Origin of the sequence: Peribacillus sp. NPDC076916 (assembly GCF_050269675.1) — a bacterium.
GTDB classification, from domain to species: domain Bacteria; phylum Bacillota; class Bacilli; order Bacillales; family DSM-1321; genus Peribacillus; species Peribacillus aracenensis.
Genome location: NZ_JBNNIU010000016.1, coordinates 15821 through 41404, shown reverse-complemented (window position 1 = coordinate 41404; position 25584 = coordinate 15821). Strand labels below are relative to the sequence as shown.

Sequence of the window (25584 nt, the reverse complement as noted above, 5' to 3'; positions counted from 1 at the left end):
TTTACACACCCTGCTTTCGGTTACCCGTTACAAACATAATCAGGAACATTATAATAATCAAAAATACCGCGATTGTGGAACCCATTCCCCAATCCTGTGTCACAAGGAAGTGCTGCTCGATAGCCGTACCAAGCGTAATGACGCGGTTACCGGCAATCAGTCTTGTAAGCATGAACAAAGAAAGTGCCGGGATGAAGACTACCTGGCATCCCGTCTTTACACCATCTAACGTCAATGGAAAAATGACACGGCGGAATGTCATCCAACGGGAAGCTCCCAAGTCATTAGCCGCATCCACAAGGGTTGGATTCATTTTATCAAGCGCATTGAATATCGGTAAGATCATAAACGGGATGAAAATATAAACCGAAACGAATATGAAGCTGAAATCCGTAAAGAGAATCTGCTGCTTTCCGATTCCTACAACCTCTAGAAAACCATTCGCCACACCATATGTGCCAAAAATACCAATGAAGGCATAAGCCTTCAAAAGTAAATTGATCCAGGAAGGGACGATGATCAGCAAAAGCCACAGCTGCTTATGCTTTGTTTTCGTTAACAAATATGCGGTTGGGTAAGCGACTAAAAGGGATATTCCTGTAATCAGGAATGCATACCAAAATGAGCTTAATGTCATTGTTAAATATACTGGTGTAAAGAACTTTTGATAGTTAATCAATGATAGATTGCCTTCAATGTCAAAGAAGGAATAGTATAGGATTAACAAAATGGGTGCAATCACGAATAAAGCAATCCATAGGACATATGGGATGAAGTAAATATTCCTGGATAATTTATTCTTCATGACTTTCTCCATCATGATACGCTTCCAGACGCTTATCGAATTCTTCTTCAGTCTCACCCAATCGCATGACATGAATCGACTCCGGATCGAAATAAAGACCTATTTCATCTCCAACTGCCACTTTTTTCGTTGATTGGACAAGCCATTCATTCCCATCATGGTCATAACAGCTGATTTCATAATGAACACCGCGAAATAACTGGGAGCCCACCCGAACTTGCAGTTTTCCGCGGTCGACGGAAGTAATCTCTAAATCTTCCGGGCGGATGACAATATCGACAGCTTCATTACTGTTCAATCCTTGGTCGACACATTCGAACTGTCTGCCGACGAATTCCACGAGATAATCTTCAATCATTTTTCCTTTTACAATATTAGACTCACCAATGAAATCGGCAACGAACCGATTCAGCGGTTCATCATAAATATCCGTAGGGGTTCCACTTTGCTGAATTTTCCCTTTGTTAAGGACAAAAATCTCATCTGACATCGCTAATGCTTCCTCTTGGTCATGAGTGACGAAGATAAACGTGATTCCAAGCCTCTGTTGCAGCTCCCGCAATTCATATTGCATTTCTGTACGCAATTTTAAATCGAGGGCAGATAGCGGTTCATCCAGAAGGATAACTTCCGGTTCATTAACAATTGCCCTGGCAATCGCCACCCTTTGCCGCTGACCGCCGGACATTTCCCTAATCTCCCGTTTTTCATACCCCTCCAAATTGACAAAACTGAGGGCTTCCTTCACCTTGATTTCCACTTCCGAATTCTTCATTTTTTTGATTCGAAGACCAAATGCTACATTTTCAAACACATTTAAATGCGGAAAAAGTGCATAATCTTGAAATACCGTATTCACTTGCCTTTTATTGGCTGGCACATCATTGATCTTTTTTCCTTCAAAGTAAATATCACCTTTGGAGGCTTCCGTAAATCCAGCAATCAAGCGAAGGATCGTGGTCTTCCCACATCCGGAAGGACCCAAAAGCGTATAGAACTTCCCTCTCTCGATTTCAAAACTCACATTATCGAGAACTACCGTATCATCATCAAATTGCTTCGTAACCTGATCGAAGCGTATTATATTCCCGTTTGCCATAGCTTCTTCCCTCTCTCCATTACCTTACTCATCAATCTCCAACCTTTGCATTTGTTTTGGATTCTATAAGTATGATTCCGTCACCACGAGTAATAACTCTGACGGACCTTCAAAATCATTGATGATTTGATGTTCATCTGAAGCATGAAAATAAATCGATTCTCCTGCCTTGACGAAATACGTATGTGTACCAAGCTTTACAATGACTCTGCCGCTTAATACATAACCGAATGTTTCCGACAGGGATGGTTCAAACTGTTTAAACTCCCCTTTTTCCTGGAGAGTCAATCGAATAGGTTCCATTTCCTTTTCATTCGATTCAGGCACGAGCCACTGGATTTGATACCCGCGTTCTTCATCGATGAAAAATGTTTGTGCTTCTTCTTCATAAACCACTTTTTGGACTTGATCCTCTTCATCGAAGAACTGCTTCGGCTTGCAGCCGAGTACTTCTAAAATATTGAAAAGAGTTTCAATTGAAGGGGAACTCAGATCCCTTTCCAACTGTGAAATATACCCTTTGCTTAAATCCGTTCTTTCCCCCAATTCTTCCTGGGTCAACCCTTTTTTCAAACGAAGGTTCTTTATTTTTCTTCCAATTTGCATCCCATTACCCTCAATCGGTTTACTTATAGTAAACCCACAGTAGTTAAAGTTTTGTATAAGTAAACTTCCAGTTTAATTTTACGAATATCATTATACAGGAAATGCGGGAAACTTCAAACGGAATTTCCAGTCATGCAAAAAAAGGACCGCCACATGGGCTGTCCTTTCTGATTTACTATTGGAAATGAAGCAAAGCAGGGTATAGAAATAATTACCTCTCGTGATTCCTCCACGTATTCTTGCCAAATGTGACGTGTCAAACCTTTGATGATCCTTTCTTTCCGTACATTGCTAAAAAAGAACGGCAAATATGTTTCGTGTCCTCTTCCAATACGTTTTCCAATTGTAATTCTTAGATATTATTATCATAGCTGGTGCAATCGTACCGCTAAAAGTTAAAACAAAGTTGATTGGAACGGAAGGTACGAGACTCCTGCGGGAAAAGTGCGTCCAGGGAGACCCCGCAGGCGCAAGTGCACCCCGAGGAGGCTCCCGGACCGCCCGCGGAAAGCGAGTGCCCGGAGCGGAAATCATCGTTCCATTTTACAAACACTCAAAAAACAGTAGATGATATTTTTCCTCGAGTTTGTCTACAGTCTGAGACCGCCACCTGGCAGCCCCCTTTTACAACTTCAGACATATCTCTTGCGCTTTCTTTTCCCCATCAGCAATACAGTCCGGTATTCCGACACCATTATATGAACAGCCCGCAAGTAAAACATTTGGATAATTCTCGGAGATTTTCGCCTCCAGTGATTGAACGATTTGTGGATGTTTAATATGATAGTTCGGCATATTTTCATGCCATTTCGTCACTTCATTCGTTACTGGATCCGCGGAAATGCTTAGACTGTTTTTAATGTCGCGTAAAGCCACCTGGATCAACTCCTGGTTTGTAAGGGACCGTAAGCGTTCATAGTCCGGACTAGAGCTTTTATAAAAAAGCCTTACTAAAAGCTGACTGTTTTCAGAAGTATGCTCCCATTTTCGGCTAGTCCATGTACATGCATTGCAAATCAAATCACTATTATCACCTGCAATGAAACCCGTCCCGTCTTTAGGAAGCTTGCTGTCCGGGATATCGAAGCCAAGATAAACGCTAATCATCGAACTATTGAACAAGCCGTCGAAGTCCTCATCCAACTCCCGATCATCCAATAATTTATGGGCAACTGTATGCGGTGTACTCAATACGATGAAGTCTGTTTCCAGCGTTTCACCGTTTGCCAATGAAATGATATATCCTTCATCTCTTCTTCCGATTTTTTCCACGCTGACCCCTTTTGAAATTTCCACCAGATCGAGGCTTTCCTCAATTCGATCAACCAATGTTGATAAGCCATTTTTAAACGAAAGGAACTTCTTATTTCCCTTGCTTTGGTATTTCTGCTTATTTTCCGATAGACCCCGTATTATACTGCCATATTCATTTTTATAATCCAGCATCTCTGGCAGTGTTTTGGCAATGGTCAATTCATTTAATTTTCCTGAATAAACACCCGATAGGACAGGCGATATCTGCTTTTGCACCAATTCCTTACCTAAGAAGCTTTCAAGAAATAAACCAATTGAGTCATTCTTCGTAAACGTCTCATTTTTTGTATAGAAATCCTTTAAGGCGTCAACCTTCCCTTGGGCAGAAACTAGATCGCTTTTCGCCAGCGACTCCAGGCTCATTGGTATTCCGAATAGGGCATCCTCGGGGATTCCCTTCAGCATCCCATCTGTATGGATGAAGGATTTTCCCGTTGCATTATAGACAACTTGATCCTCTAGGTCCAATTCCTTAATAAATGGTTTTATATTTTGTTTCCGGGCGACAATCGAATCGGCACCCGCTTCAATTTTAAATGGACCATTGTGCACTGTCCTTATTTTACCGCCTAGTTCCTCATTTCCTTCTATTAATATCAATCGTACGGAGAGACTCCTCGCTTTAACTGTTTTTTGTAAATAATACATCGTTGATAAACCGGTAATGCCTCCACCTACGACTACGACTGTTTTCATTAGGACTACACCTCGATTAATGAATTTTGCATTAATTAAAGTGTACCATAAGGCCGCGGCATTATTAAAAGCGGCACTTCTAATTCATTGGTTTCGTAAAGAAACCTGTAACAAATTCGACAAAAAAAGACTTCTCCTCTTGGAAAAGTCTAAATCAAACAATATTAGTTATTCGCTTCTTCCTTGTTCATCGTATCTAATCGATACTCCATTATCTCCATCCACCCGCTTCTGCCTTCTTTTTGGATCCCTGTATCCTGATACCCCGACTTCGCATATAGCGATTTTGCAATCACATTCATGACATTCACTGCCAGAATGATCGAATCCTTGTTTGGAAAAACCGCTCTTGCGAATTCCGGAAGGTTTTGCAAGGCTTTTTTTGCAACCCCTTTACCTTGATGGTTTTGATCAACAAGAAATCCACGGAGTAATATCGCTTTTTCATCATTGGTGAAAGGGGCGATGTTCTCGCCAATGTGTAAAACGAAAAAACCAACTGGTATACCTTCAGCCAATATTACGATAGGATGCCTGTCGCAATCTTCCCGGCAATATTTCAGTGACACTTCGGGCAGAGCTGAAAAAGGAGTTTGTGTATCCGGTAAATAAAACTGGGAAAGCTGGTGAAGATGTTCCGGTAAATAAGGCGTTAAGATGATGGTTTCGTTTTCCTTGTCCTGGTTCATTAAGCACACCCTCTATCATCAATTATTGGATACATTAATGATTCGATGACCCGTCCGATATTCCCTTCACAAAACCGCAATGAGCACTGCCGAATATACCGGCAGTGCTCATTAAGTTAATCAATGTGCATTTTCATTGATTGTTAGTGCTTCCCGTAAATTGATCTGCTGGCGGAGTATGTTGGCAACATCTCGGGAAATTACTCGTTTTTCAAACATATCCTGCACTTCGTCCCGTTCTGCCTGGATCGCTTTATAGAACAGCTCTTTTTCATAATCGACCATTTTACTCGGGGTCCGGCCTCTATTTTCACGTTTGCATTTTAAAATAAGCACTTTATACTCATCTATGATCATCGAGGATGTCTTATGATTATCGGCTGTAATTCCGGCCTGTATCTCTTGGATGGCAGCTTTATACATCCTGATTTTAAGATCCCTGACCTTTTCCAATCTCTCAAGATTGATTTTTCTTATTTCTCTTTTATTAGGGAAAAATAATTTAAAAACCCTCAGCATACTTCTTCTGAAAAGCGTTACTGACCTGAAAAAACGGAACTTCAGTCGATTTGTTACGGCACTTTCCATACGCTGGATGTATTCCTTGCATATATACGCCGTCTCCCGGTCCACTTTTTCATCCTTAATGAGCTTATCCAGGAATCTTTGCTCTGCTTCAAGGGCCTTGAAGCGAAGATCCTTCTCTTCTTCCCTTAATGCAGCTGGTTCTTTCTCCTGTTCTACATAGGATAATTCATTGATCTTGGTACAGTACCTCGAAATGATTGCTAAAGCCGCTTCCCGGTTTTCATCAGTCATTTGTGACTCAATCACCCGAATAGCCGCTTGATGTGAGTGAATGGCAGCAGTTTTCGTTTTGTCAGCCTGCTTGTCCACCACTTCCTCTTCTTCGGACCGTGCCACGATTGGCAGAAATACACTCGCAACAATCAAGGTCAGCAAAATGACTCCTGCTGCTATGAAAATGATTAACGAACGCTCAGGAAAAGGACTTCCATCCGCCAACACATACGGAATCGAAAACGAACCCGCTAACGTTACAGCTCCGCGAACGCCGGAAATGGTAATGATTCCGGCCGCTTTGAAGTCCGGTTTTTGGGCGCCTGCTTTTTTCGTCATCCAGCCAATCGACCAGGCAGCCGTAAGCCAAATGAATCGTAAAGCGAAGAGGAAAAGTGTAATGACCACGATATAAAGGATCACTTGTCCATTATTGAAGGCTGGATCTTGAAAGATAATTTTCGCAACGCTTGGGATTTGCAAGCCAAGCAAGACGAATACAAGGCCATTCAATATATATAAAATGACGGACCATGTACTTCTTGAAACGACCTGAAGTTCCACGGTTGGTGATATTTCCCGATCTCGTTCAACGGCATGGACAATTCCCCCCGCCACGACTGCTAAAATCCCTGAAAGGTGGAAATGTTCCACAGCGAGGAAAATAATAAAAGGAGTTAGGATTTGGATCAGCATATGCATCGTGACGTCTTCCATCCCTAAACGGCGAAGAACAACACGAAGCCTGATAATGATGAAAGCAAGTATTGCTCCACCTACAAACCCACCAATTGAAATCCATATGAAACTGAAGGTTGCATCGACTAAGGAGAAAACACCAGTGACTGTAGCCGCAACGGCAAACTTAAAGGCAACTAGACCTGAGGCATCATTCATTAGTCCTTCTCCTTCGAGAAGGTGCATGATGCTCTTCGGTAACTTGACCCGACTCGCCAAAGCGCTCACTGCCACAACATCTGTAGGTGACAAAATGGCCGCCAAAGCGAAAGCTGCCGGCAATGGAATCGAAGGGATCATCCAATTAATCAAATACCCTCCTGCCCAAACCGTTATGAATACAAGGCCCAGAGCAAGCATTAGAATGGGCGCTCTCAACTTCCATAGTGCTGTTCGGGGTACATTTTTGCCATCATTGAACAATAGGGGCGCGATGAATAGTAGTAAAAACAATTCCGTCTCCATCTCAACATGCATTCCCAAGGGTAAAAGTGCCAATATGACACCCAGTGTTATCTGTATTAATGGTACAGGTATAAAGGGTATAAAATGATTAATTATATTAGACACTCCAATCAATATAAGAAGGGCTAATATAACAAGAAAAAACTCCATACAAACATCAAACTTCCTCTCTCATCTATTCTCATAACTATAAGCGTAACATATTTATACCCATTCATTCATGCATTAACTATTCTAACCTAGAATCCTCCTGAATAATGATACCTGTTAGAATATCATGAAGATCAAGATTGGATGTATTCAAAATCCACTCCATCAACAAACTTGGGTACGCATAAAACAGAAAAAAGCTGATTGGCTAACCATAATCAGCTTTTCCCGCATGATGAATGAAAAGGGTCTTTGTGAAAGGCTCTTTTCGTAAAGATTGTTGTTTTTAAAACAAATCGATTTAAGATTGATTGGAGCGGAAGTGCGAGACTCCTGCGGGAGCAGCGGGATAGGTGAGCCCCGGAAAGCGAGCATCTGGAGGAGCAACCACACCGCTTTACTTGGTAAATAGCAACAAAGTATGCGAAAACAGCCTTGTGAAAAGACATCACATAAGCTTTGACTAAAAAACTTAGTTAGTTCCCGGGACAAAGAGGCGAAGATGTTTGTGCAGTACGTTTGCCTGGAAGGGAAGAAGGATGCCTTCATCGCCATCGATATTGACTGCCAATTCCTCTGATGTGGCTAAATGGAGCTTGGATGTTTTAATATATTCAACTTCGTCATGCCCCTTGATCTCCCCCTTAATTAAACTGGGAATGATCTTGACGATGAGAGGAAGAGATAAATCCTTAATGATGAATGTGTGCAGCTTTCCATCATTTACTTCCGCCTCTGGTGCAAGTTGTTCGAAACCGCCGACAGAGTTAGTCATTGTTGCAATTAGTAAATGTGCCTCGCCTATCCATTTTCCCTGATCATGTTCAACCGTTAAAGGAAACGGAGTCTTTTTAATGATCGCTTTTGCTCCTTCAATGAAATATGCAAAAGACCCTAGACGGGTTTTTTGTTCGACGGTAACATTATAGGTAGCCTCGGCGATCGCCCCTACTGCCAACACATTCATGAAGTAACGGTCATTGATCTTTCCTATATCCGATTCCTTAATATGCATATCCTTTAATATCTCAATGGCTGCATTCGGATCCAAAGGTATTCCCAAAGATCTCGCGAAATCATTAATGGTTCCTAGTGGAATAATTCCGAAAATAGGCCGATGTTGTTGCTCGCCCAAGCCATTCACTATCTCATTCACCGTTCCATCCCCACCCATGGAAATGACAGCATCGAACCTTTCTGCACAGGCCTCCTTAGCAAAATCGGTAGCATCCCCCTCTCCTTCCGTTTTACAAACGCTTACCTCATCATAAATTTCACCAAGGGCCTTTTCCGCTTTCGGCAAAATCTTCCCTGCCTTTTCCTTACCTGAAGATGGATTGATGATAATCATCGCTTTCGACATATGCTACCTCCCATGATTGTACTTCTATTAGCAAGTTACCTCTTTACTGATGTACTAAAACCACACGGACATTTTTTCTGATTGTTAAATAAGCATTTCCCCCAGTAACTTACAAATAATCCCCTTCCACTTGAATTTTGCATCATTTTAAAACAAGCTCTGATTTGTTACATAGCTGTGAAACAGGCATTCACTGATCACTGAACTTTCCTGTTCCACATCTGTTACATTATATCTATCACAACCAATTGAAAATTGTCTGTCCCTTTCACTTCGCTCTTTGTTTTTTCCTTTCATAAAAAGCATTATTTCTTCCATTCTCTACTTGCCATAAAGAAAAATACAAAAATAAATTGATGTTAAATCCCTTTCCTATAAGGTTTCCACACTAATCATGAAAAAAATTTCAAATTTTCTGTAAAATACCTATACAATTTCCAAATTCGGGTATATACTGTATTACAACAACAAGCAAACAGCGAAAACTGTACTATAAAGAGGAGGAGCGAGACATGCAAGCAAATAAATCAGATTTATTCATAATCGATTCATTTAAACATTGCCCGGATTGTGGTGAAACACATGTGGACCACTCAGATTCCTATCTGATGGAATGCGATCGCTGCCTTTCCAAACGTGAAGAATAAAGCGATCGGAAAATATATCTACCATTAAAAAGGAGGAAATATCATGCAAATGAAAAAAAACATTGAGTTTTTTAACAATATCCCTGCTAAACATTGCCCCGAGTGCGGTGACCATATTATTGAGCACGCTGAGTCCTACTTAATGGAATGTGACCGCTGCCTTTCCAAACGTGAAGACTGATTAAACCAAATCAAAAAGGAGGAGCCATCATGCAAACTATAAATCCATTGGAATTCTTCAGGACTCTGCCGCCTAAACAATGTTCGGAGTGCGGAACCCATATCACTGAACAAGCTGAATCCTACTTAATGGAATGTGACCACTGCCTTTCCAAACGCGAAGACTGATTAAACCAAATCAAAAAGGAGGAATCATCGTGCAAACTAAAAACCCATTGGAATTCTTCAGGACGCTGCCGCCTAAACAATGTTCGGAGTGCGGGACACATATCACTGAACAAGCTGAATCCTACTTAATGGAATGTGACCGCTGCCTTTCCAAACACGAAGAATAAATTAAACCAAATCATAAGGAGGAATCATCATGCAAACTAAAAACCCATTGGAATTCTTCAGGACTCTGCCACCTAAACAATGTTCGGAATGCGGGACCCATATTACTGAACAAGCTGAATCCTACCTCTTGGAATGTGACCGCTGCCTTTCAAAAAAAGATGAATATTAATAAAAGATGCTGACATCAAGAAGCTATTTATGCCATTTTGATGTCAGCATTAATCCCTTCTTGCATTAAAAAAGGATGTCCCCGGGACACCCTTCGGCCGTTCTTATTTTTTTATCTCCCAATATATTTGTCTACATATTTCCCACTTACCTGCCCGCTGCTGTATTGTAAAAAGTCCAATGCAAAAATCATGAATTCAAGGCCTAGACGCTTATCTGAACGCATAAAATCTGAACCTAGCAGTTTCTCCAATTTTTCAAGCCTATGATATAGTGTTTGCCGGACAATGAATAGTTGTTTCGATGTTTCCTGTTTGGAACCGTTACAAGCAAGATAGGTCTTCAAGGTAGGCATTAACTCACCATTGTTTTGCTTGTCATACTCAATGACCGGACCTAAATATTCGTACACCGTTTCCCCCAGATTACCATATTTATTTATGAGCGAAATCATGCGATGCATATGTAAGTCCTGATAAAAGAAGCTTCTGTTATCCTCTGGTAGTGTATCCTGAAGCAGCAAAGTCTCACGGGCCGTTTCATAACTTTTATAAATCTCACTTAACCTTTGAACATGCTTTCCAAACCCAATGGAAAGCAGACCCATGCGATTACGCCCGCTTACATCCATTTTCATGATTCGATCCAACGCGCTTGTGACCCTTGATTTCCAATCTTCAGATGAACGATTATCACCTAAAATAAAAACAAGATGCTGATGTATTTCCATGGAAAATATCTGGAATCCGTATTGTTCAAAAACTGTTCTAAACATTATCTTAAAATAGGTTCCATCTAATTTTGTGGAACTTTTATTATATTTTGGGTGTGGTTTGCAAATGCAAACAATTCCGCCATCCAACTGCATTTTCGGATCAAGATAGGAAAGCCTCTCCCGGATTGCTTCGTCACTATATTCACCTTCAATCCAATTTGTAAGCCATTTACTTTCTTCCGACATTTTCTTTTCTTCTATATATAACTCCCTTAATAGATGCTGCGCCAATGCGGTAGCCGTTCGATCCAAGATCAGAGAATCAAAATCAGTCAACTCTCTGTCGTTGCTGCAAATGAGCAGTTCCGCATAATTTTCACCGAGCACTTGAATCGGCTGTCCAAGAACGGTTTTATTTAATTTCCGCTTCTCTTCGTATATGTCCGCTACCATTTGAAAGGTTATTTTTTTCTTGGTTTTTGGAATGGTTGCTATTTCATTTTCATTAAAGATAAGAATAACCTGTACATTTAAATAGCTGTGGAGAAATTTTAGAATTGGTTCATAATGGTCAATTTCGAGGAGATTTTTATTTAACTGCTGGGAGTAGTTTTCTAAGTTGGAGATCATCTCATATTGTTTATTGATGATAAGGGAATGAATATCCTGTGTGATTTCTACGAAAGGAACTTCTTCATGAAATAGGATGATAGGGAATTGCCGTTCATTTGCGAGATCAATGGCACATTGCGGCACGGCCATGGTGTCAGCGCCAACCTCTATGCAGAGTCCAGCTGCATCGCATTCAATTAACTGTCTTAAGTAGGATAGAAATGTGTCATCGCAATCCTTCCACCCTAAACCTGTAGTCAGAATCAGTTCATTTCCATTTAACAAATGGCTGATTTGGGTGACTTCCATACAGTGTACCCACTTCACTTGACGCTTTATCCCACCGCTACCTGCAATTATATCCGTCAGATTGAAATGCTTGCGTGTTAGAATTTCCTCGATTGTAATCGATGTATTCATCCGTCCACATCCTTTTATAAAACTGCTTTAAAATCTATTATAAACGGACAACCCTTAAATCTCCAGACACTTGTTAGAAAATCTAACGTCAAAATTCTACAAAAAGCTCGAGCAGGTACAAGAAAAAGGACCCATTCGTGAGGAATAGGCCCAGTCCATAACCATTTCAATGCAATTTTTTGACAAGCAATGTAGAGAAGTATTTCCTTCCTTCCGGGGTCTTGATGTTCAATTGCTTCCATTCCTGCTTCGTTCCTTCAATCAGTTCAAAATCGAGAAAAGCTCCACTTAAACTTTCGGAAACCCGGGTGATTCGATATCCTCTTTCAAGTAAAAAATCGATTTTTTCCCTTTCTAAGAGATACTCTTGATATTCGGACATTTCCATTCCCCCCTTTTCATACGTTCTCCTTGCCCGTTGTAGCCGGAAAAACCATCTCTTCCTCAAGTTCTGTACCTTTTTCGATTTTCCAATCCCTGCCAACGGAAATCCCTAAATATTTCTCATCGCTGGGATCCATGATTTCAGCTTGTTCATATCGCTTGAACCACCAATACTTAGCTAATATATAATAACTTGCACCGCCGAGAAGTAAGCCAATAATAAACGAATAATTTGAAAAAATCGTCGCACCTATTCCTCCAATCACCCAAGAAATGATTCCTGCCCAATTCACTCCATTCAAGTATTTATACTGGCCTTCACTCTCATAAAGTTCTTGTACATTCACTCTCCGTTTACGGAGGAAATAGTAATCCGCTACAAGGATGCCGACAATGGATGCCAGGATTCCACCTATTATTAATAAAACTTCTATTATGATGCCGAACAGGCTCCATGGCTGAACTACTATCCCTATAACTCCCGCCACAACGACTCCCGCCCAGAATGGCATTTTAGGACCCATGACATTGGAGAAAATGGTAGCCGCGGGAATAACATTGGCCGTAGTATTCGTCGACCATTGAGCGAATACGATCATGATTAAAAGGACGCCGAGAGCAATTCCACTTGCTGATCCCTGTACGGCAACTACAGGATCATAATTGGAAACAGCCATATAAGAAACCGCTCCGATAATCACCATGAACGTCTGCGTGATGGGATAGGTGATAATATTCCCAATTATTTGCCCCTTATTGCGCTTGAACCAATTTTTTTCATTTTTTGGTGCCTTAATATAGCGGGAAAGCGTGGGCATATCTGCAGTCAATGTGCCCCAAAAACCCATATTAGCCATGATGACGACCACGAAGGCCGTGGCGGCAGCCCCGCCAGTGACCGGACTTTCAATCCAGGACCATACATCTCTTCCTTTGGCCACAGCCTGATCGGATAAAGTGAAATACATCCAGCCAGAAATTAAAATGATAACGGGCGCTGCCAAGTCGGCGAATCGTTCTATCGACTTTATTCCCATTGCCGTGTTGACCAATTGTAAAACGGCAAAAATGAGAAAGCATATAAACCAATTATCAAAGTCAAAAAGGGTTGTGAAGATAGCGTTCATTGCAGTGGCTCCAAAGTAAGTATTGAGGCCGAACCAGCATGACGCTACAAAACCCCGTACAACCGAAGGGATGTGGGTGCCAATCGTACCGAACGGCGCCCTCATATAGACTGGGAATGGTATTCCATGTTCAACACCAATATCCCCTGTCATTGTCATCAAAAAGCCGAGAACCACACAGGCAATGACCGTTGCAAGAACGACCCAGCCTAAGGATAAACTTTGAACACCGTTCCCACCGATTGCGAAGGCGGCCAATACTACAGCCATGCCCACCCAAATGAAACCAAATCCGGCTGCACTTATATTTTTCTCACTATGAGGTATAGGCAGCAAATCGGGAGACTTTAAATAATCCTTCTTCTCACTCATAGAAAATCCCCCTAAATTAATTTGCAAGTTTCCTTACGGAAGTTAGACTGGAAGCTTTTTCCCGGTATCCGGCTTCAGCGCCGCATTATATTTTGCCCGTTTCAGGAATTGCCCTTTTCCAGCTTCGCCTACAAATTGTTTGTCTTTAATGACGAATTGACCTCTCGATAAAACGGAAACCGGTTCACCTGTAATTTCCATACCTTCGAACGCATTATAATCCACAGCCATATGATGGGTATCAGCAGAAATGGCCCTTTCAACTTTAGGGTCAAAAATGACAATATCAGCATCCGAACCTACTGCAATCGTCCCTTTCTGAGGGAATAATCCAAATAGTTTGGCAGCACGCGTGGAGGTCATGTCGACGAATTGATTCAAGGTAATACGCTCTTTCATGACCCCTTCAGAGAAGAGGATGCTCATGCGGTCCTCAATCGTTGGGCCACCGTTCGGTATTTTCGTGAAATCTTCACGCCCAAGTTCCTTCTGTCCCTTAAAATCAAAAGAGCATTGATCGGAGCCAATGGTTTGCAGCTGTCCCGTTTTCAAAGCATTCCATAGCACTTCCTGGTTTTTCTTCTCCCTTAACGGCGGGGACCATACATACTTAGATCCTTCGAAATGGGGCTTTTCAAGATAAGACTGGTCAAGAACCAAATATTGCGGACAAGTCTCCCCCCAAATATCCACCCCTTTATTTCTTGCCTCAGTAATCTTTTCAACCGCATCTTCACAGGTGACATGAACCACATAGAGCTGACCATTTGCCATTTCCGTCAGTTTAGCTGCACGTCCAGTTGCTTCCCCTTCAAGCTCCGGTGGCCTTGTCAATGCATGGTAAATTGGATCGGTGTTACCTTCAGCAAGCGCCTCCTTTGTAAGATAATCGATGACATCACCATTTTCAGCATGAACCATGACAAGTGCGCCAAGTTCCTTAGCTTGCAACAAAGTGCGATATAGCGTGGCATCATCAGCTTGAAAAACATTCTTGTAAGCCATGAACACTTTAAAGGAAGAAATCCCTTCATTATCGATGATACTTGGCAGCTCAGCCAATACATCATCATTAATCTCACTGATCATTAAATGAAATCCATAATCTATGGCCGCTTTTTCATTGGCCTTTTCATGCCAAGTTTCAATTGCTTTCTTTAACGGCACCCCTTTTTCGGTCAGACAAAAGTCGATGATTGTTGTCGTGCCTCCATATGCAGCAGCTATCGTCCCCGTTTCATAATCATCCTTCGTCGTTGTCCCTCCGAACGGCATATCGAGATGGGTATGCGGATCAATGCCCCCCGGAAAAATATAAGCCCCTCTTGCATCAATGATTTCAGCCCCTTCAGCAGGCAGGTCCTTGCCAATCATTGCAATCTTCTCATTTTCAATCAATATATCCGCCTGATACGTATCTGCAGCGGTTGCAATCGTTCCATTTTTAATGATTTTCTTCATCTTCAATCCCTCCATCATTTTACGAAATCAACACTTTCACTGCTTATGCCCCCAAGGAACGACTGGCGTTCATTCCATGTCATTGGCGGTAATTCATTTGTCAATTCGATCATATCGATCGCCCCATCGACCGGACAGACGATCGAGCAAAGGTTACAGCCTACACAATCCTCTTCGCGCACTCTCAAGAAGGAGCTGCCTGACGTGTCCTTTAACATATCTATACATTGATGAGATGTATCTTCACACGCAATATGGCATTTATTGCAGTTGATGCACACATCATTATTAATGCGCGCAACAACCTTGTAATTGAGATCTAAATTCCCCCAGTCGGAATAACGCGGTACAGACTTACCGACAATATCCATCACGGAAGAAATCCCTTTTTCATCAAGGTAATTGGACAGGCCATCAATCAAGTCTTCTACTATTCTAAAACCGTGATGCATGGCAGCCGTACAAATTTGAACTCCAGTCGAACCCATCAATAAAAATTCCACAGTATCCTGCCAATTTGAAATGCCCCCTATTCCGGAAATGGGAACATTGATCATTTTATTCCTTGCACACTCAGCCACCATATTCAAGGCAATCGGCTTCACGGCAGGACCGCAATACCCTCCGTGAGCGCCCTTGCCGCCTACATGAGGAATCGTATTCCATGAATGGATGTCCACTCCCGCCAAGCTGTTGATCGTATTGATCATGCTTATTGCATCGGCACCGCCGCGCACCGCCGCTTCAGCCGTAACCGTAATGTCAGTTATATTGGGTGTAAGCTTGACGATGACGGGTTTGGATGCAGCTTCCTTCGCCCAGTATGTTTGCTTTTCCACAAGTTCGGGAACCTGTCCCGAAGCAGCTCCCATCCCACGCTCTGCCATACCGTGCGGGCAACCAAAGTTCAACTCGTAACCATCGACCCCTACATCTTCTATACGTTTGATGATTTCATGCCACTTTTCCTGTTGCGGCTCCACCATCACCGATGCAATGATTGCATGATCAGGGAATCTCTTCTTCGTTTCATATATTTCCTTCAGATTCACTTCAAGAGGACGATCCGTAATCAATTCTATATTGTTGAACCCGGCAACTCTCTGTCCATTAAAGCTGACCGCTGCAAAACGCGATGAAACATTCAGGATGGGATCACCCAATGTCTTCCAAACAGCTCCACCCCAGCCAGCTTCAAATGCGCGCTGGACTTGATAACCCGAATTAGTAGGTGGTGCTGAAGCAAGCCAAAAAGGATTGGGAGATTTAATACCTGCAAGATCAATTGATAAATCAGCCATGATAAGCCTCCTAATTTTTATAGTTATTAAGCAATGTCACCGCTTCGCCCATCAAAATCGAGTCAATTTCATAGGCTGTCTTTTTCCCTTGCTGGGCAGCTGAAACAACCATTGCCTCACCTTGTCCTTTTCCGAAGATCACGTCACCGCACGCAAAGATCTTTTCATTGGATGTTCTGTAGGAATCACCCTCCAATGTTACGACACCATCATCATGTTGAATGCCGAACTGTTCAATCAATCCCACATACCTGGATTGGCCTATGGCACGAATGACCCCATCGACCGGTATGACGAACTCTGATCCGGAAATTTGGACTGGACGGCGCCGGCCATCTTCCCCCGCCTCGCTAAGCACCATCTTCACGCATTCGATGCCCGTAACCTGACCGCTTTCATCCGAGAGTATTCTGGAAGGGGCAGTCAGCCAATGAAACCCGACACCTTCTTGTTTGGCAAACTCATATTCAAAATCATAGGCTGTCATTTCCTTTTGGGTACGACGATAAATAATGCTCACCTGTTCGGCGCCCAGGCGTACAGAACAGGTTGCGGCATCGATCGCCGTGTTTCCAGCCCCTATTACCGCCATCTTCTTCCCAATGAATTTATCAGTGATTGCCCCTGTCTTCGTTGCTTTTACGAAATCGATTGCATCATAAACGTCAGCCAAGTCCTCCCCTTCAATTCCAAGCTTAGGAACATCGGACATGCCGATCGCTAAAATGACCGCATCAAAGTCGGCAGTCAGCTGATTTGCGGAAACATCCACCCCGACCCGTATATTCGTTTTAATATCAACATCCAAACTCTTTACTTGTTCAACTTCCCAATAAGAAATGCTCTGAGGTAAACGGAACGATACAATTCCGTAAGTATTTAATCCGCCTGGATTCTTTTCAGCTTCGAAAATGGTTACGCTGTAGCCAAGCAAGGCTAGCTCCCTTGCTGCAGACAAACCCGCCGGACCGCTTCCTACAATGGCAACTTTTTTGCCATTCTTCTTTCCGGCCTTGAATAGGGCTTGTTTATTTTGGATGGCCCAATCTGTGGAATAACGCTGGAGATTGCCAATCATGATTGGCTTTGTAGAATGGTTCAGGACACATGCCCCCTCACATAGCTCCTCAGTCGGACATACCCGCGCACAGCTGGCACCGACAGGATTGGCTGTCATGATGGTCTTGGCCGATCCTTTAAAATTACCTGAAGCTATCTTCTTAATAAAACCTGGAATATCTATTCCGGTCGGACAGGCTTGGATGCATGGGGCATCATAGCAGTATAAACATCGATTCGATTCTTCCAAAGCTTCCCTTGGGGATAACCCCCTCTCCGCTTCCTGAAAGTTAATCTCCAGATCACCTTTTAACGGGCTTGTCATACTCATTCACTATTTCTCCTTCCAAACATTTATTTTGAAAAATAAAAAGGGAGGAATTGCATGCGTTTCTCTCTACTGTCCTACTATTTAAACAATTAAAAGCGTTGCTAATATGGTTTTCATCATTATTCAACTTACAGTCATGGCGATTTCCCAGACAAATTCTCTCGTTTTGTTTAATATTTTCTATTATTCTCTCACTGGCCACGCCTCGGTCCCTGCTTCAAGCCCCCCCTACTAATCTTAAAAACTCAAATCCTGATGATAAATCAGAGAATTGAGTATTCTTTATTTTATAATGTTAAAAAGCAAGTTACATTATACAAAGTGTAAAGCATTTCCATGTGCTAGCTATGCAATATGTAATAATCATGTTATATTTCCTAACAATAAGCGATAAACATCGTCATTTTTCTACATTCAAACGTACTTTTCATCATACTTATTGATATTCTTCGGAAGGTTTGTACTGAAGACCTAATTATCAACACTTTGTCCACATAAAAAAAACCCCGGAAACTAAAATCTTGGTTTCCTGAGTCTTTGCACCTTTATCCACAACTTATTCACATATTATGTGGTGTTATTCTCTTTGTTTTTGCAGAGCGGAGGCATTCCACCAAAAGTTATCCACATTTAAGAATCGACTTTTCCACTTATCAACAAACCGTTAACATTTTATCAACAGACAGGTTCATTCCGGATGAATAACGTACCGTTTATATTTCTCATAATCCGTTTTCTTGCACTCAAGCTTTATTCGATATCCGGTTGCCTCATATTCTGTTTCGGTTATGTGACCATTTTCATTGAAATAAGAAACCAGCTGTCCTTGATTAAATGGAATCAGCATTTCACAGTGAGTATAGTCGACAAAAATATGCTTGCGAATTTGATCTATCAATTCCTCGATGCCAACTTTGTTTTTTGCTGACATATACACAGAGTCACGATTCACCTGAGGGATATCCAAATCGGTAAGGTCGGCTTTATTATAAGCAAAAATCGTCGGAATCCCTTTAATGCCTATCTCGTTTAAAGTCTTATCCGTTATCTCAATTTGATGCTCATGATCAGGATTGGAAAAATCGACAACATGAATCAACAGGTCCGCTTCTACCACTTCTTCCAATGTGGAGCGGAAGGCTTTCACGAGATGATGGGGCAATTTGGACACAAACCCCACCGTATCCGTCAATAAAAATTCCTTTTTATCCGGAAGCGGGATGTTTCGGACGGATGTCTCAAGCGTTGCGAACAGCATATCCTTCTCAAACACCTGCTTCTCGGCTGTTGGATGGAACATCTCAATCAGGGCATTCATGATCGAAGATTTACCTGCATTGGTATAACCGACTAAGGATACGACAGGGATGGCATTCTTTTTCCGCTGTTTCCTCTGTGTTTGCCGGTGTGCAACAAGGGCTTCCAGTTCTTTATTCAATACACTTATATTTTCCTCGATTCTCCTGCGGTCAAGCTCTAACTGCTTTTCACCTGCACCTTTGTTTGTACCCACCCCTCCACTCTGACGACCTAATGACTCCCTCAAACCAACGAGACGCGGGAGCATATACTGAAGCTTTGCCACTTCTACCTGAAGCTGTGCTTCCTTCGTTTTCGCCCGATGCGCGAAGATGTCCAGAATCAAGATTGTCCGGTCGATCACCTTGCAATCCATGTCCCTCTCCAGATTACGAAGTTGCGAAGGCGAGAGCTGATCATTAAAAATGACGACATTCGCTTCTTTATGCTCAACGAGATTTTTCACTTCCTCGATCTTCCCGGTACCGATAAAATGTGACGGGTTCACCCGATGCAAATTTTGTGTGATGGTCGCTGCAACCTCTACCTCACATGCTTCCGTTAAATTAGCCAATTCTTCCATTGAATACTCAAAATCCTTTTGACCGTTGAGATTAACTCCAACCAAGATTGCCCTCTGCTGTAATTCCATCATTTCAAATCCCTTCCATACATACCTTACTCCCTATATTGCTTAAACAAACCTATCATACTGCCTAAAAGCCAGCCACATTCCAGCACACCAGACATTACTTGCATAACGTTCGCTGCATAAGTTTATCGGACTTCCTTTTACTATAAAAGAAAATTCAACAAAAAAATAACCGGACCGATCACTTTTTTCAAGTTTCACATGAAACAATTGGAAAGTCCCTAAATAAAAGCTCCCTGGTTCACCTTAAGATGCACCAGGGAGCCCATATTACTCTATTCCTTTATTCTCAATAACCTAAGACTATTCAATGTAACTAATAACGTCGCACCCATGTCGGCAAAAATCGCCATCCAAAGTGTCAACCAGCCCGGCGCTATCAATAATAAGGCCAGGATTTTAATCACCAATGAAAACGTGATGTTCTGCTTAATGATTTTTAATGTTTTACGGCTTAAGCTGATTGTATAAGGCAGCTTCGATAAGTCATCACCCATTAAGGCAATATCGGCCGTTTCAAGGGCCGTATCTGTACCCGCCCCGCCCATTGCGATTCCTACCGTGGAAGCTGCCAGGGCCGGAGCATCATTAACACCATCGCCTACCATGGCCACTCGATCATATTTTTGTTTCCATCGTTTGATGATGGTCAATTTATCTTGCGGCAATAGCTCCGCCTCGATCTCAAAAACGCCAGCTGCCGCCCCGATAGCTTTAGCTGTTCCGATATTATCCCCGGTCAGCATGATCGTTTTTTCAATGCCCAATTCATGCAGTTTCCGAATTGCTTCCTTACTGCTTTCCCTTATTTCATCAGACACCGCGATGAGCGCCAAGACCTTCACTTGATCGCCAAGCACCATCACCGTTTTACCTGTATTTTGAAAGCCGCTGATTAATTTAAGCACATCATCAGAGAAGCCTAAACCTGCTTCTTCTTCAAAAAGGTGGGGTTTACCAATGTAATAGATTCCTTGATTGATTTTCCCTTTGATACCTTTACCGGTAATTGCAGTAAAATCCTCTACCAATAAAGATTGATAGTCCACATCGTGGTTTTCCGCCTTTTGGAGAATGGCCGTGGCAAGGGGGTGCTGTGATCTGCTTTCTAAAGCAGCAGCGATAGCCAGCACTTCCTGTTCATTCAACTCAGCAGATAACACTGTGAAATCAGTCACTTCAGGTATGCCCTTTGTTAAAGTACCCGTTTTGTCAAACGCAATCGCCTTTAAGGCTCCAGCTTCCTCCAAATGGACCCCGCCTTTAATCAGCACACCATGTTTCGCAGCATTTCCGATAGCTGTCACAATGGCGATGGGCGTAGAAATGACCAAAGCACACGGACAACCGACAACAAGTACAGCCAGCCCCCGGTAAATCCATTCACTCCAAACCCCGCTCATCACAATCGGGGGCAACACGGCAATGGCCAAGGCAATGAGCATTATGGCCGGCGTATAGAATTTTGCGAATTTATCCACGAAGGCTTGGGAAGGTGCCTTTTCAGCCTGTGCTTCTTCAACAAGGTGGATGATTTTTGCAATCGTCGTATCCTCGACTCGCTTCGTGACCTCCACTTCGAGCAACCCTTCACCATTTAAGGTTCCGGCAAACACTTCACCATCAAACGTTTTAAAAACCGGCTCGGATTCCCCAGTAATGGCTGCTTGATTAAGTGTCGAGGCACCTTTCATGATCCTGCCATCCATGGCAAGCTTTTGACCCGGTTTAACGATCATGATGTCGCCCACTTCAATCTCATCAACAGCAACCATCATTTCGTGATGCCCCCTACGGATCAAAGCTTCCTTAGGTGCGATGTTCATTAATGATTCTATAGAATTACGGGCTTTATCCATCGAATATTTTTCCAGTGCTTCACTTATCGCAAAGAGGATGACGACAGTCGCCCCTTCGCCCCATTCACCAAGCACGGCCGCCCCGATGATTGCAACCGTCATAAGGGTGTGCATATCAAAGCGAAGCCTGACAAGATTCTTCAATCCATTGACAAATAACGAATATCCCCCAACTATGATTGCAGCCGCATAACCGATTACCGGCACGATGCTTCCACCAGCATATCGATTATCCAAAATCCAGCTGATCAGCAAAAGGATAACCGAGAACACCACTTTTATATTTTCTTTTTGCTTCCAAAATGGTTCCTTTTGTTTCACCTGTTCCTGTTCACCGCGGACTCTCAGATTATCAAAAGAACCCGCCTTTTCAATCTCTTCGATAGTCGCACTGCCCTGTACAGAAATCTTCGAGGCACCAAAGTTGATTTTGGCATCCTCCACACCTTCTAGTTCCCGGACATTGTTCTCAAATTTAGCTGCACAATTCGTGCAAGATAGACCTTGGATACGATATGTTTTTAATGTGGACTCAGCCATCGACCCTTACCTCCTGCTGATGTTCTAGTGCAATGAGAATTAACTGCCTTATATGGTGATCATCCAAAGAATAAAAAGCCAACTTTCCTTCTTTTCGGTATTTTACGATTGCGTGTTTATAAAGCGTACGAAGATGATGGGACGTAGTCGCCATCGAAGCACCAATGATATTGGCCAGATCGCACACACACAATTCCTCATCCTTACAGAGCGCATAAGCTATCTTTGCCCTATTCTCATCGCCTATAACCTTAAACAGCTTCGACATGCTGGATAAATTCACCTGGTTCATTTCCTCTTGAATGCGATTAACCTTCACTTCATCATGCAGGTGGACATCACATATATCTTTCGGTTCCGTCATCTTCTCACACCTCTCATTCAAATCCGTGTTTGATTATAATATAACATAATCACCTGAATATTCAAATCTATATTTGAATGTTCAAGAGCCTTTTCTCCTTCCTCAAAAGCGGCTTAGTGAAAGTACCTATATGTCTTTATATGTGGGCCATCGTTTTTTGTTTCACTTCTCAGCCGTTCCCCTGGAATTTTGCTGAACACAAAGTGCAGGCTGTCCTCTTTTCAGGGTCTCCATGAATCTCCTGAACCGAAACCTCTATTCTTCAGGCGAAAAAAAAGAAGGGACATAAATCCCTTCACGGCCCTTCAATCCAATGATTTCGGTAATTTCCTATTGATGCCTTGATAAGTATAATATATTTAATTTAGTATTTTTTAGAAAAACTATGCTATACTTAGTCAAACCTTTTTAAGCGTTTTACTTTACTTGTACCATTTACCCTGCTCATCGTTGAGCAGGGTTTTTTGTCATGTATTTTCACAAAACAAAAAAAGACAGACCCTATAACAAGGATCCGTCTTTTTTTTGTTATTGAAATTATGCTTTTTGAACGTTAGAAGCTTGAGGTCCGCGTTGACCTTGTTCTACTTCAAAAGTAACTTCTTGACCTTCGTCTAAAGATTTGAAACCTTCGCTTTGGATAGCTGAGAAATGTACGAATACGTCGTCTCCGTTTTCGCGTTCGATGAATCCAAAACCTTTTTCTGCGTTAAACCATTTTACTTTACCTTGTTCCATTGTTGTTGCCTCCTAGTGCATCTAAGCACAATGTATTACTATCCTTGCTCTAAGTCATCATCGAAAACGAAAAGTAGTACTTTTAGTATCCTTAGTACCGAACAAAAATAATTAAGACTAAGCATAACATTAAATGGTAGCGATTGCAAATAGTTTGGGGAAACTTTTTTCCAGAATTTTTAATACTCTTTAAATTCATCAAGCATTAACCAATAGGCTCTATCTATTCAGGTAATGGCTTCATGACCTGCCACACCCATTCATCCAAACAAAACCTCTCGTTTACAAAGTTAAAGAGGTTTCAAACTGTAGACAAACTTGATGTTATTTATCATTGCCTACATTTTTTTGAGGAGGTGTATAGCGCAACGTTGATTTACCCTCCAGGTACTCGCTTTCCACGGACGGTCCGGAAGCCTCCTCGGTTCTCTTAGCGCCTGCGGGGTCTCCCTTGTGCCCGCTTTCCCCGAAGGAGTCTCGTACACCCGCTCCAATCAATTATGTTTAAAAATTCAGATGGAACCTTTTTGTCTACAAAAACCTCTCGTAAACAAAGTTAAGAGAGATTTTTGTAAATGTTCACATCGAATATTCATTTTTCGGTAATGAACTTTTCTACCATTTCTTCTAAAATGGCCGATTCTTTTGCTAACTCTTCATTTTGTTCCTTCAATCCAGTCATTATGGTGTTTTGTTGAATGGCAGCTGCCGAGATTTGCTCCGTCGTTGCGACTCCTTCTTCTGAGATCGCTGCAATTTCCTGAATGGATGCCAGGCTTTCATCCGAGGACTCATTGATTTTTTTCGAATGGACGGCTAATCGTTCCGTGCCTTTCAGCAATTTCTCTACGGATTCAAATATCTTATTGAAAATCTCGCCATTGTTTTCCACTAAGGAAACACCATTTACTATATCCTGAAAACTTTCATCATTATTTTGGATGACTTTGGCTGTTTGTTCATTAATCCGCATGATGGATTCTGAAATGATATCGATGGATTCATCTGTTTGCACAGCCAATTTTTGCACCTCTTGAGCCACTACGGCAAAACCTCTGCCGGCATCACCCGCCCGTGCCGCTTCAATGGAAGCATTCAGGGATAGCAGGTTCGTTTGAGAAGCAATCACCCTTATTAAGCCAATCACTTCATTTATCTTCACTACATCCTCTTCCAGGCTCACCAAATTGGCTTTAGTCGCTTGGCCGTTTTCCATGATCTTATCCATCTGGCTAGTTACATCTTGCACTTGTTTACTTCCTTGTTCAGCAAGTGTATTCGTATGCAAGGTAAATTCATTCATTTCATTCGTTTGTTCATTCATTAAACGGATTGTATCCGTTAAGTCACTGATCATATTGGAAATTCGGTCAATATGATGGGCACGTTCTTCTGAAGCTTTTGCTTCTTCCGTTGTCCCCGTCACTATCTGGCCATAGGATTCCACCATCTCTTCAAATGATTGCTGAATGGACACTGTCGTTTGATTCATCGTTTGAGCGTGTTCACGGACATTCTTGATAATATAGGCCAAACTTAATCTCATATCTTCGAATCCATTTGAAAGATCGCCAATCTCATCCTGTCTACCAACGGGAATCGATTTACTTAAGTCCCCTTTTGCCATTTCATTCGTATAACCAACAAGTTCATTGACGGGTCCCGAGATCTTTTTCCCGATGACAACGGCGCATAGCACACCTAAAATAATGGCACTTGCAAGAAATAAGATATTATAGAATATCATTGTGCTTTTCAATTCATCGATGAATTTTGCATCCATATCGATTCCGACAATCGCGTCCGTCCCTTTGATTGGCGTAAAGTACGATTTGTGTGTACCCCACTTATCTTTATATATTTCACTTAATACGTCTTCGTTTCCATTTATCGATTTTGCCTGTTCCGGCGTGAAAGGGGATTCCACCATATAGTCCTCGCTGCCGTTCAAGGCTGCAATCATGTCGGCATCATTCTCCCGCTTCAGCACATAAACATATTCAATTCCCTTTTTATCTTCAACAAAGGCATCTAGTTTCCGCCTAATCTCTTCGCCCCGTTCGGAAGCTTTGTTTATCAAAGTGGGATTGAGGCTCGCTGCTAAACTGTGGGCATTTTCAGAAAGGCGTTCATCGAATTGCGGAAGGACATTCTCATTGATCATTTTATTAGTAATATAGGAAAAGCAAAGGCCCATGGCCCCTGCGAAAAGTACGAAAGGAATAATATAAAACAAGAATAGTTTTGCCAGCAAAGATTTATTAGGATTAAGCTTTGAAAATCTCATTTCGAT

General features: G+C 42.1%; 23 protein-coding genes. 5 read left to right on the top strand and 18 right to left on the bottom strand.

What is annotated here, in order from left to right; all coding sequences use genetic code 11:
- Window position 1 precedes the first annotated feature (1 nt).
- From ACQKFG_RS25350 to ACQKFG_RS25320, 7 genes are all read right to left on the bottom strand, one after another.
- A complete protein-coding gene (locus tag ACQKFG_RS25350; protein WP_192207492.1) occupies window positions 2–805 on the bottom strand; it encodes an ABC transporter permease in 804 nt (267 codons plus the stop codon).
- Entirely contained in the window at window positions 795–1904 is a 1110-nt protein-coding gene (locus ACQKFG_RS25345; protein ID WP_192207491.1) for an ABC transporter ATP-binding protein, read from the bottom strand. The genes ACQKFG_RS25350 and ACQKFG_RS25345 overlap by 11 nt, the downstream gene beginning before the upstream one ends.
- A gap of 63 nt (window positions 1905–1967) precedes the next feature.
- A complete protein-coding gene (locus ACQKFG_RS25340; protein WP_192207490.1) occupies window positions 1968–2510 on the bottom strand; it encodes a helix-turn-helix domain-containing protein in 543 nt (180 codons plus the stop codon).
- Window positions 2511–3134: 624 nt separating this feature from the next.
- On the bottom strand, window positions 3135–4520 hold the full coding sequence (locus ACQKFG_RS25335; RefSeq protein WP_427563831.1) for a protoporphyrinogen oxidase: 1386 nt from the start codon (window positions 4518–4520) through the stop codon (window positions 3135–3137).
- Window positions 4521–4684: 164 nt separating this feature from the next.
- On the bottom strand, window positions 4685–5209 hold the full coding sequence (locus ACQKFG_RS25330) for a GNAT family N-acetyltransferase (RefSeq protein ID WP_427563829.1): 525 nt from the start codon (window positions 5207–5209) through the stop codon (window positions 4685–4687).
- Between the two features lie 120 nt (window positions 5210–5329).
- Window positions 5330–7363, bottom strand: coding sequence for a Na+/H+ antiporter (locus ACQKFG_RS25325; RefSeq protein ID WP_192207487.1), 2034 nt, complete (start codon window positions 7361–7363; stop codon window positions 5330–5332).
- 472 nt (window positions 7364–7835) lie between these two features.
- Window positions 7836–8726: a diacylglycerol/lipid kinase family protein gene (locus ACQKFG_RS25320; RefSeq protein WP_192207486.1), complete on the bottom strand. Its 891-nt coding sequence runs from the start codon at window positions 8724–8726 to the stop codon at window positions 7836–7838.
- Window positions 8727–9238: 512 nt separating this feature from the next.
- On the opposite strand from ACQKFG_RS25320, the gene yhfH (ACQKFG_RS25315) reads away from it, so the two are divergent.
- Genes yhfH (ACQKFG_RS25315) through yhfH (ACQKFG_RS25295) form a run of 5 tightly spaced genes read left to right on the top strand, consistent with a single transcriptional unit; the run spans window position 9239 to window position 10058 of the window.
- Complete coding sequence (gene yhfH / locus ACQKFG_RS25315) at window positions 9239–9373, top strand: protein YhfH (protein ID WP_427563826.1); 135 nt, start codon at window positions 9239–9241, stop codon at window positions 9371–9373.
- 43 nt (window positions 9374–9416) lie between these two features.
- Window positions 9417–9554: a protein YhfH gene (gene yhfH / locus ACQKFG_RS25310; protein WP_192207484.1), complete on the top strand. Its 138-nt coding sequence runs from the start codon at window positions 9417–9419 to the stop codon at window positions 9552–9554.
- A 29-nt stretch (window positions 9555–9583) separates the two neighbouring features.
- Entirely contained in the window at window positions 9584–9721 is a 138-nt protein-coding gene (gene yhfH / locus ACQKFG_RS25305; RefSeq protein WP_076372630.1) for a protein YhfH, read from the top strand.
- Between the two features lie 29 nt (window positions 9722–9750).
- Complete coding sequence (gene yhfH, locus ACQKFG_RS25300) at window positions 9751–9888, top strand: protein YhfH (RefSeq protein ID WP_192207483.1); 138 nt, start codon at window positions 9751–9753, stop codon at window positions 9886–9888.
- Between the two features lie 29 nt (window positions 9889–9917).
- Entirely contained in the window at window positions 9918–10058 is a 141-nt protein-coding gene (gene yhfH, locus ACQKFG_RS25295; protein ID WP_098371755.1) for a protein YhfH, read from the top strand.
- A 111-nt stretch (window positions 10059–10169) separates the two neighbouring features.
- On the opposite strand, the gene ACQKFG_RS25290 is transcribed toward yhfH (ACQKFG_RS25295), so the two are convergent.
- From ACQKFG_RS25290 to ACQKFG_RS25240, 11 genes are all read right to left on the bottom strand, one after another.
- On the bottom strand, window positions 10170–11804 hold the full coding sequence (locus ACQKFG_RS25290) for a PucR family transcriptional regulator (protein ID WP_427563822.1): 1635 nt from the start codon (window positions 11802–11804) through the stop codon (window positions 10170–10172).
- A 166-nt stretch (window positions 11805–11970) separates the two neighbouring features.
- Complete coding sequence (locus ACQKFG_RS25285; protein WP_427563820.1) at window positions 11971–12186, bottom strand: hypothetical protein; 216 nt, start codon at window positions 12184–12186, stop codon at window positions 11971–11973.
- 16 nt (window positions 12187–12202) lie between these two features.
- The gene (locus ACQKFG_RS25280; RefSeq protein ID WP_427563818.1) at window positions 12203–13687 is read right to left on the bottom strand and encodes an NCS1 family transporter; all 1485 of its coding nucleotides are present in this window, start codon (window positions 13685–13687) and stop codon (window positions 12203–12205) included.
- A gap of 42 nt (window positions 13688–13729) precedes the next feature.
- A complete protein-coding gene (gene hydA / locus ACQKFG_RS25275; protein ID WP_192207480.1) occupies window positions 13730–15148 on the bottom strand; it encodes a dihydropyrimidinase in 1419 nt (472 codons plus the stop codon).
- Between the two features lie 14 nt (window positions 15149–15162).
- Window positions 15163–16449: an NAD-dependent dihydropyrimidine dehydrogenase subunit PreA gene (gene preA, locus ACQKFG_RS25270; RefSeq protein WP_098371750.1), complete on the bottom strand. Its 1287-nt coding sequence runs from the start codon at window positions 16447–16449 to the stop codon at window positions 15163–15165.
- A gap of 10 nt (window positions 16450–16459) precedes the next feature.
- Window positions 16460–17833 (bottom strand): NAD(P)-dependent oxidoreductase, encoded by a 1374-nt coding sequence (locus ACQKFG_RS25265; RefSeq protein ID WP_427563858.1) that lies wholly within the window; start codon window positions 17831–17833, stop codon window positions 16460–16462.
- A 694-nt stretch (window positions 17834–18527) separates the two neighbouring features.
- Complete coding sequence (hflX, locus tag ACQKFG_RS25260; protein ID WP_427563815.1) at window positions 18528–19793, bottom strand: GTPase HflX; 1266 nt, start codon at window positions 19791–19793, stop codon at window positions 18528–18530.
- 272 nt (window positions 19794–20065) lie between these two features.
- Window positions 20066–22189 carry a heavy metal translocating P-type ATPase gene (locus ACQKFG_RS25255; RefSeq protein WP_427563813.1) on the bottom strand — a complete coding sequence of 708 codons (2124 nt, stop codon included), beginning with the start codon at window positions 22187–22189 and terminating at the stop codon, window positions 20066–20068.
- Window positions 22182–22553, bottom strand: a complete 372-nt coding sequence (locus ACQKFG_RS25250; protein WP_427563811.1) for an ArsR/SmtB family transcription factor — start codon at window positions 22551–22553, stop codon at window positions 22182–22184. Before ACQKFG_RS25250 ends, ACQKFG_RS25255 begins: the two co-directional genes overlap by 8 nt.
- Before the next feature lie 537 nt (window positions 22554–23090).
- A complete protein-coding gene (locus ACQKFG_RS25245; protein ID WP_034304915.1) occupies window positions 23091–23291 on the bottom strand; it encodes a cold-shock protein in 201 nt (66 codons plus the stop codon).
- Window positions 23292–23883: 592 nt separating this feature from the next.
- Window positions 23884–25578, bottom strand: coding sequence for a methyl-accepting chemotaxis protein (locus tag ACQKFG_RS25240; protein ID WP_427563809.1), 1695 nt, complete (start codon window positions 25576–25578; stop codon window positions 23884–23886).
- Window positions 25579–25584 lie beyond the last annotated feature (6 nt).

Coding starts and splice junctions, on each gene's coding strand:
- ACQKFG_RS25350 (WP_192207492.1), bottom strand. CDS start 805: ATGAAGAATAAATTATCCAGGAATATTTACTTCATCCCATATGTCCTA.
- ACQKFG_RS25345 (WP_192207491.1), bottom strand. CDS start 1,904: ATGGCAAACGGGAATATAATACGCTTCGATCAGGTTACGAAGCAATTT.
- ACQKFG_RS25340 (WP_192207490.1), bottom strand. CDS start 2,510: ATGCAAATTGGAAGAAAAATAAAGAACCTTCGTTTGAAAAAAGGGTTG.
- ACQKFG_RS25335 (WP_427563831.1), bottom strand. CDS start 4,520: ATGAAAACAGTCGTAGTCGTAGGTGGAGGCATTACCGGTTTATCAACG.
- ACQKFG_RS25330 (WP_427563829.1), bottom strand. CDS start 5,209: ATGAACCAGGACAAGGAAAACGAAACCATCATCTTAACGCCTTATTTA.
- ACQKFG_RS25325 (WP_192207487.1), bottom strand. CDS start 7,363: ATGGAGTTTTTTCTTGTTATATTAGCCCTTCTTATATTGATTGGAGTG.
- ACQKFG_RS25320 (WP_192207486.1), bottom strand. CDS start 8,726: ATGTCGAAAGCGATGATTATCATCAATCCATCTTCAGGTAAGGAAAAG.
- yhfH (WP_427563826.1), top strand. CDS start 9,239: ATGCAAGCAAATAAATCAGATTTATTCATAATCGATTCATTTAAACAT.
- yhfH (WP_192207484.1), top strand. CDS start 9,417: ATGCAAATGAAAAAAAACATTGAGTTTTTTAACAATATCCCTGCTAAA.
- yhfH (WP_076372630.1), top strand. CDS start 9,584: ATGCAAACTATAAATCCATTGGAATTCTTCAGGACTCTGCCGCCTAAA.
- yhfH (WP_098371755.1), top strand. CDS start 9,918: ATGCAAACTAAAAACCCATTGGAATTCTTCAGGACTCTGCCACCTAAA.
- ACQKFG_RS25290 (WP_427563822.1), bottom strand. CDS start 11,804: ATGAATACATCGATTACAATCGAGGAAATTCTAACACGCAAGCATTTC.
- ACQKFG_RS25285 (WP_427563820.1), bottom strand. CDS start 12,186: ATGTCCGAATATCAAGAGTATCTCTTAGAAAGGGAAAAAATCGATTTT.
- ACQKFG_RS25280 (WP_427563818.1), bottom strand. CDS start 13,687: ATGAGTGAGAAGAAGGATTATTTAAAGTCTCCCGATTTGCTGCCTATA.
- hydA (WP_192207480.1), bottom strand. CDS start 15,148: ATGAAGAAAATCATTAAAAATGGAACGATTGCAACCGCTGCAGATACG.
- preA (WP_098371750.1), bottom strand. CDS start 16,449: ATGGCTGATTTATCAATTGATCTTGCAGGTATTAAATCTCCCAATCCT.
- ACQKFG_RS25265 (WP_427563858.1), bottom strand. CDS start 17,833: ATGACAAGCCCGTTAAAAGGTGATCTGGAGATTAACTTTCAGGAAGCG.
- hflX (WP_427563815.1), bottom strand. CDS start 19,793: ATGATGGAATTACAGCAGAGGGCAATCTTGGTTGGAGTTAATCTCAAC.
- ACQKFG_RS25255 (WP_427563813.1), bottom strand. CDS start 22,189: ATGGCTGAGTCCACATTAAAAACATATCGTATCCAAGGTCTATCTTGC.
- ACQKFG_RS25250 (WP_427563811.1), bottom strand. CDS start 22,553: ATGACGGAACCGAAAGATATATGTGATGTCCACCTGCATGATGAAGTG.
- ACQKFG_RS25245 (WP_034304915.1), bottom strand. CDS start 23,291: ATGGAACAAGGTAAAGTAAAATGGTTTAACGCAGAAAAAGGTTTTGGA.
- ACQKFG_RS25240 (WP_427563809.1), bottom strand. CDS start 25,578: ATGAGATTTTCAAAGCTTAATCCTAATAAATCTTTGCTGGCAAAACTA.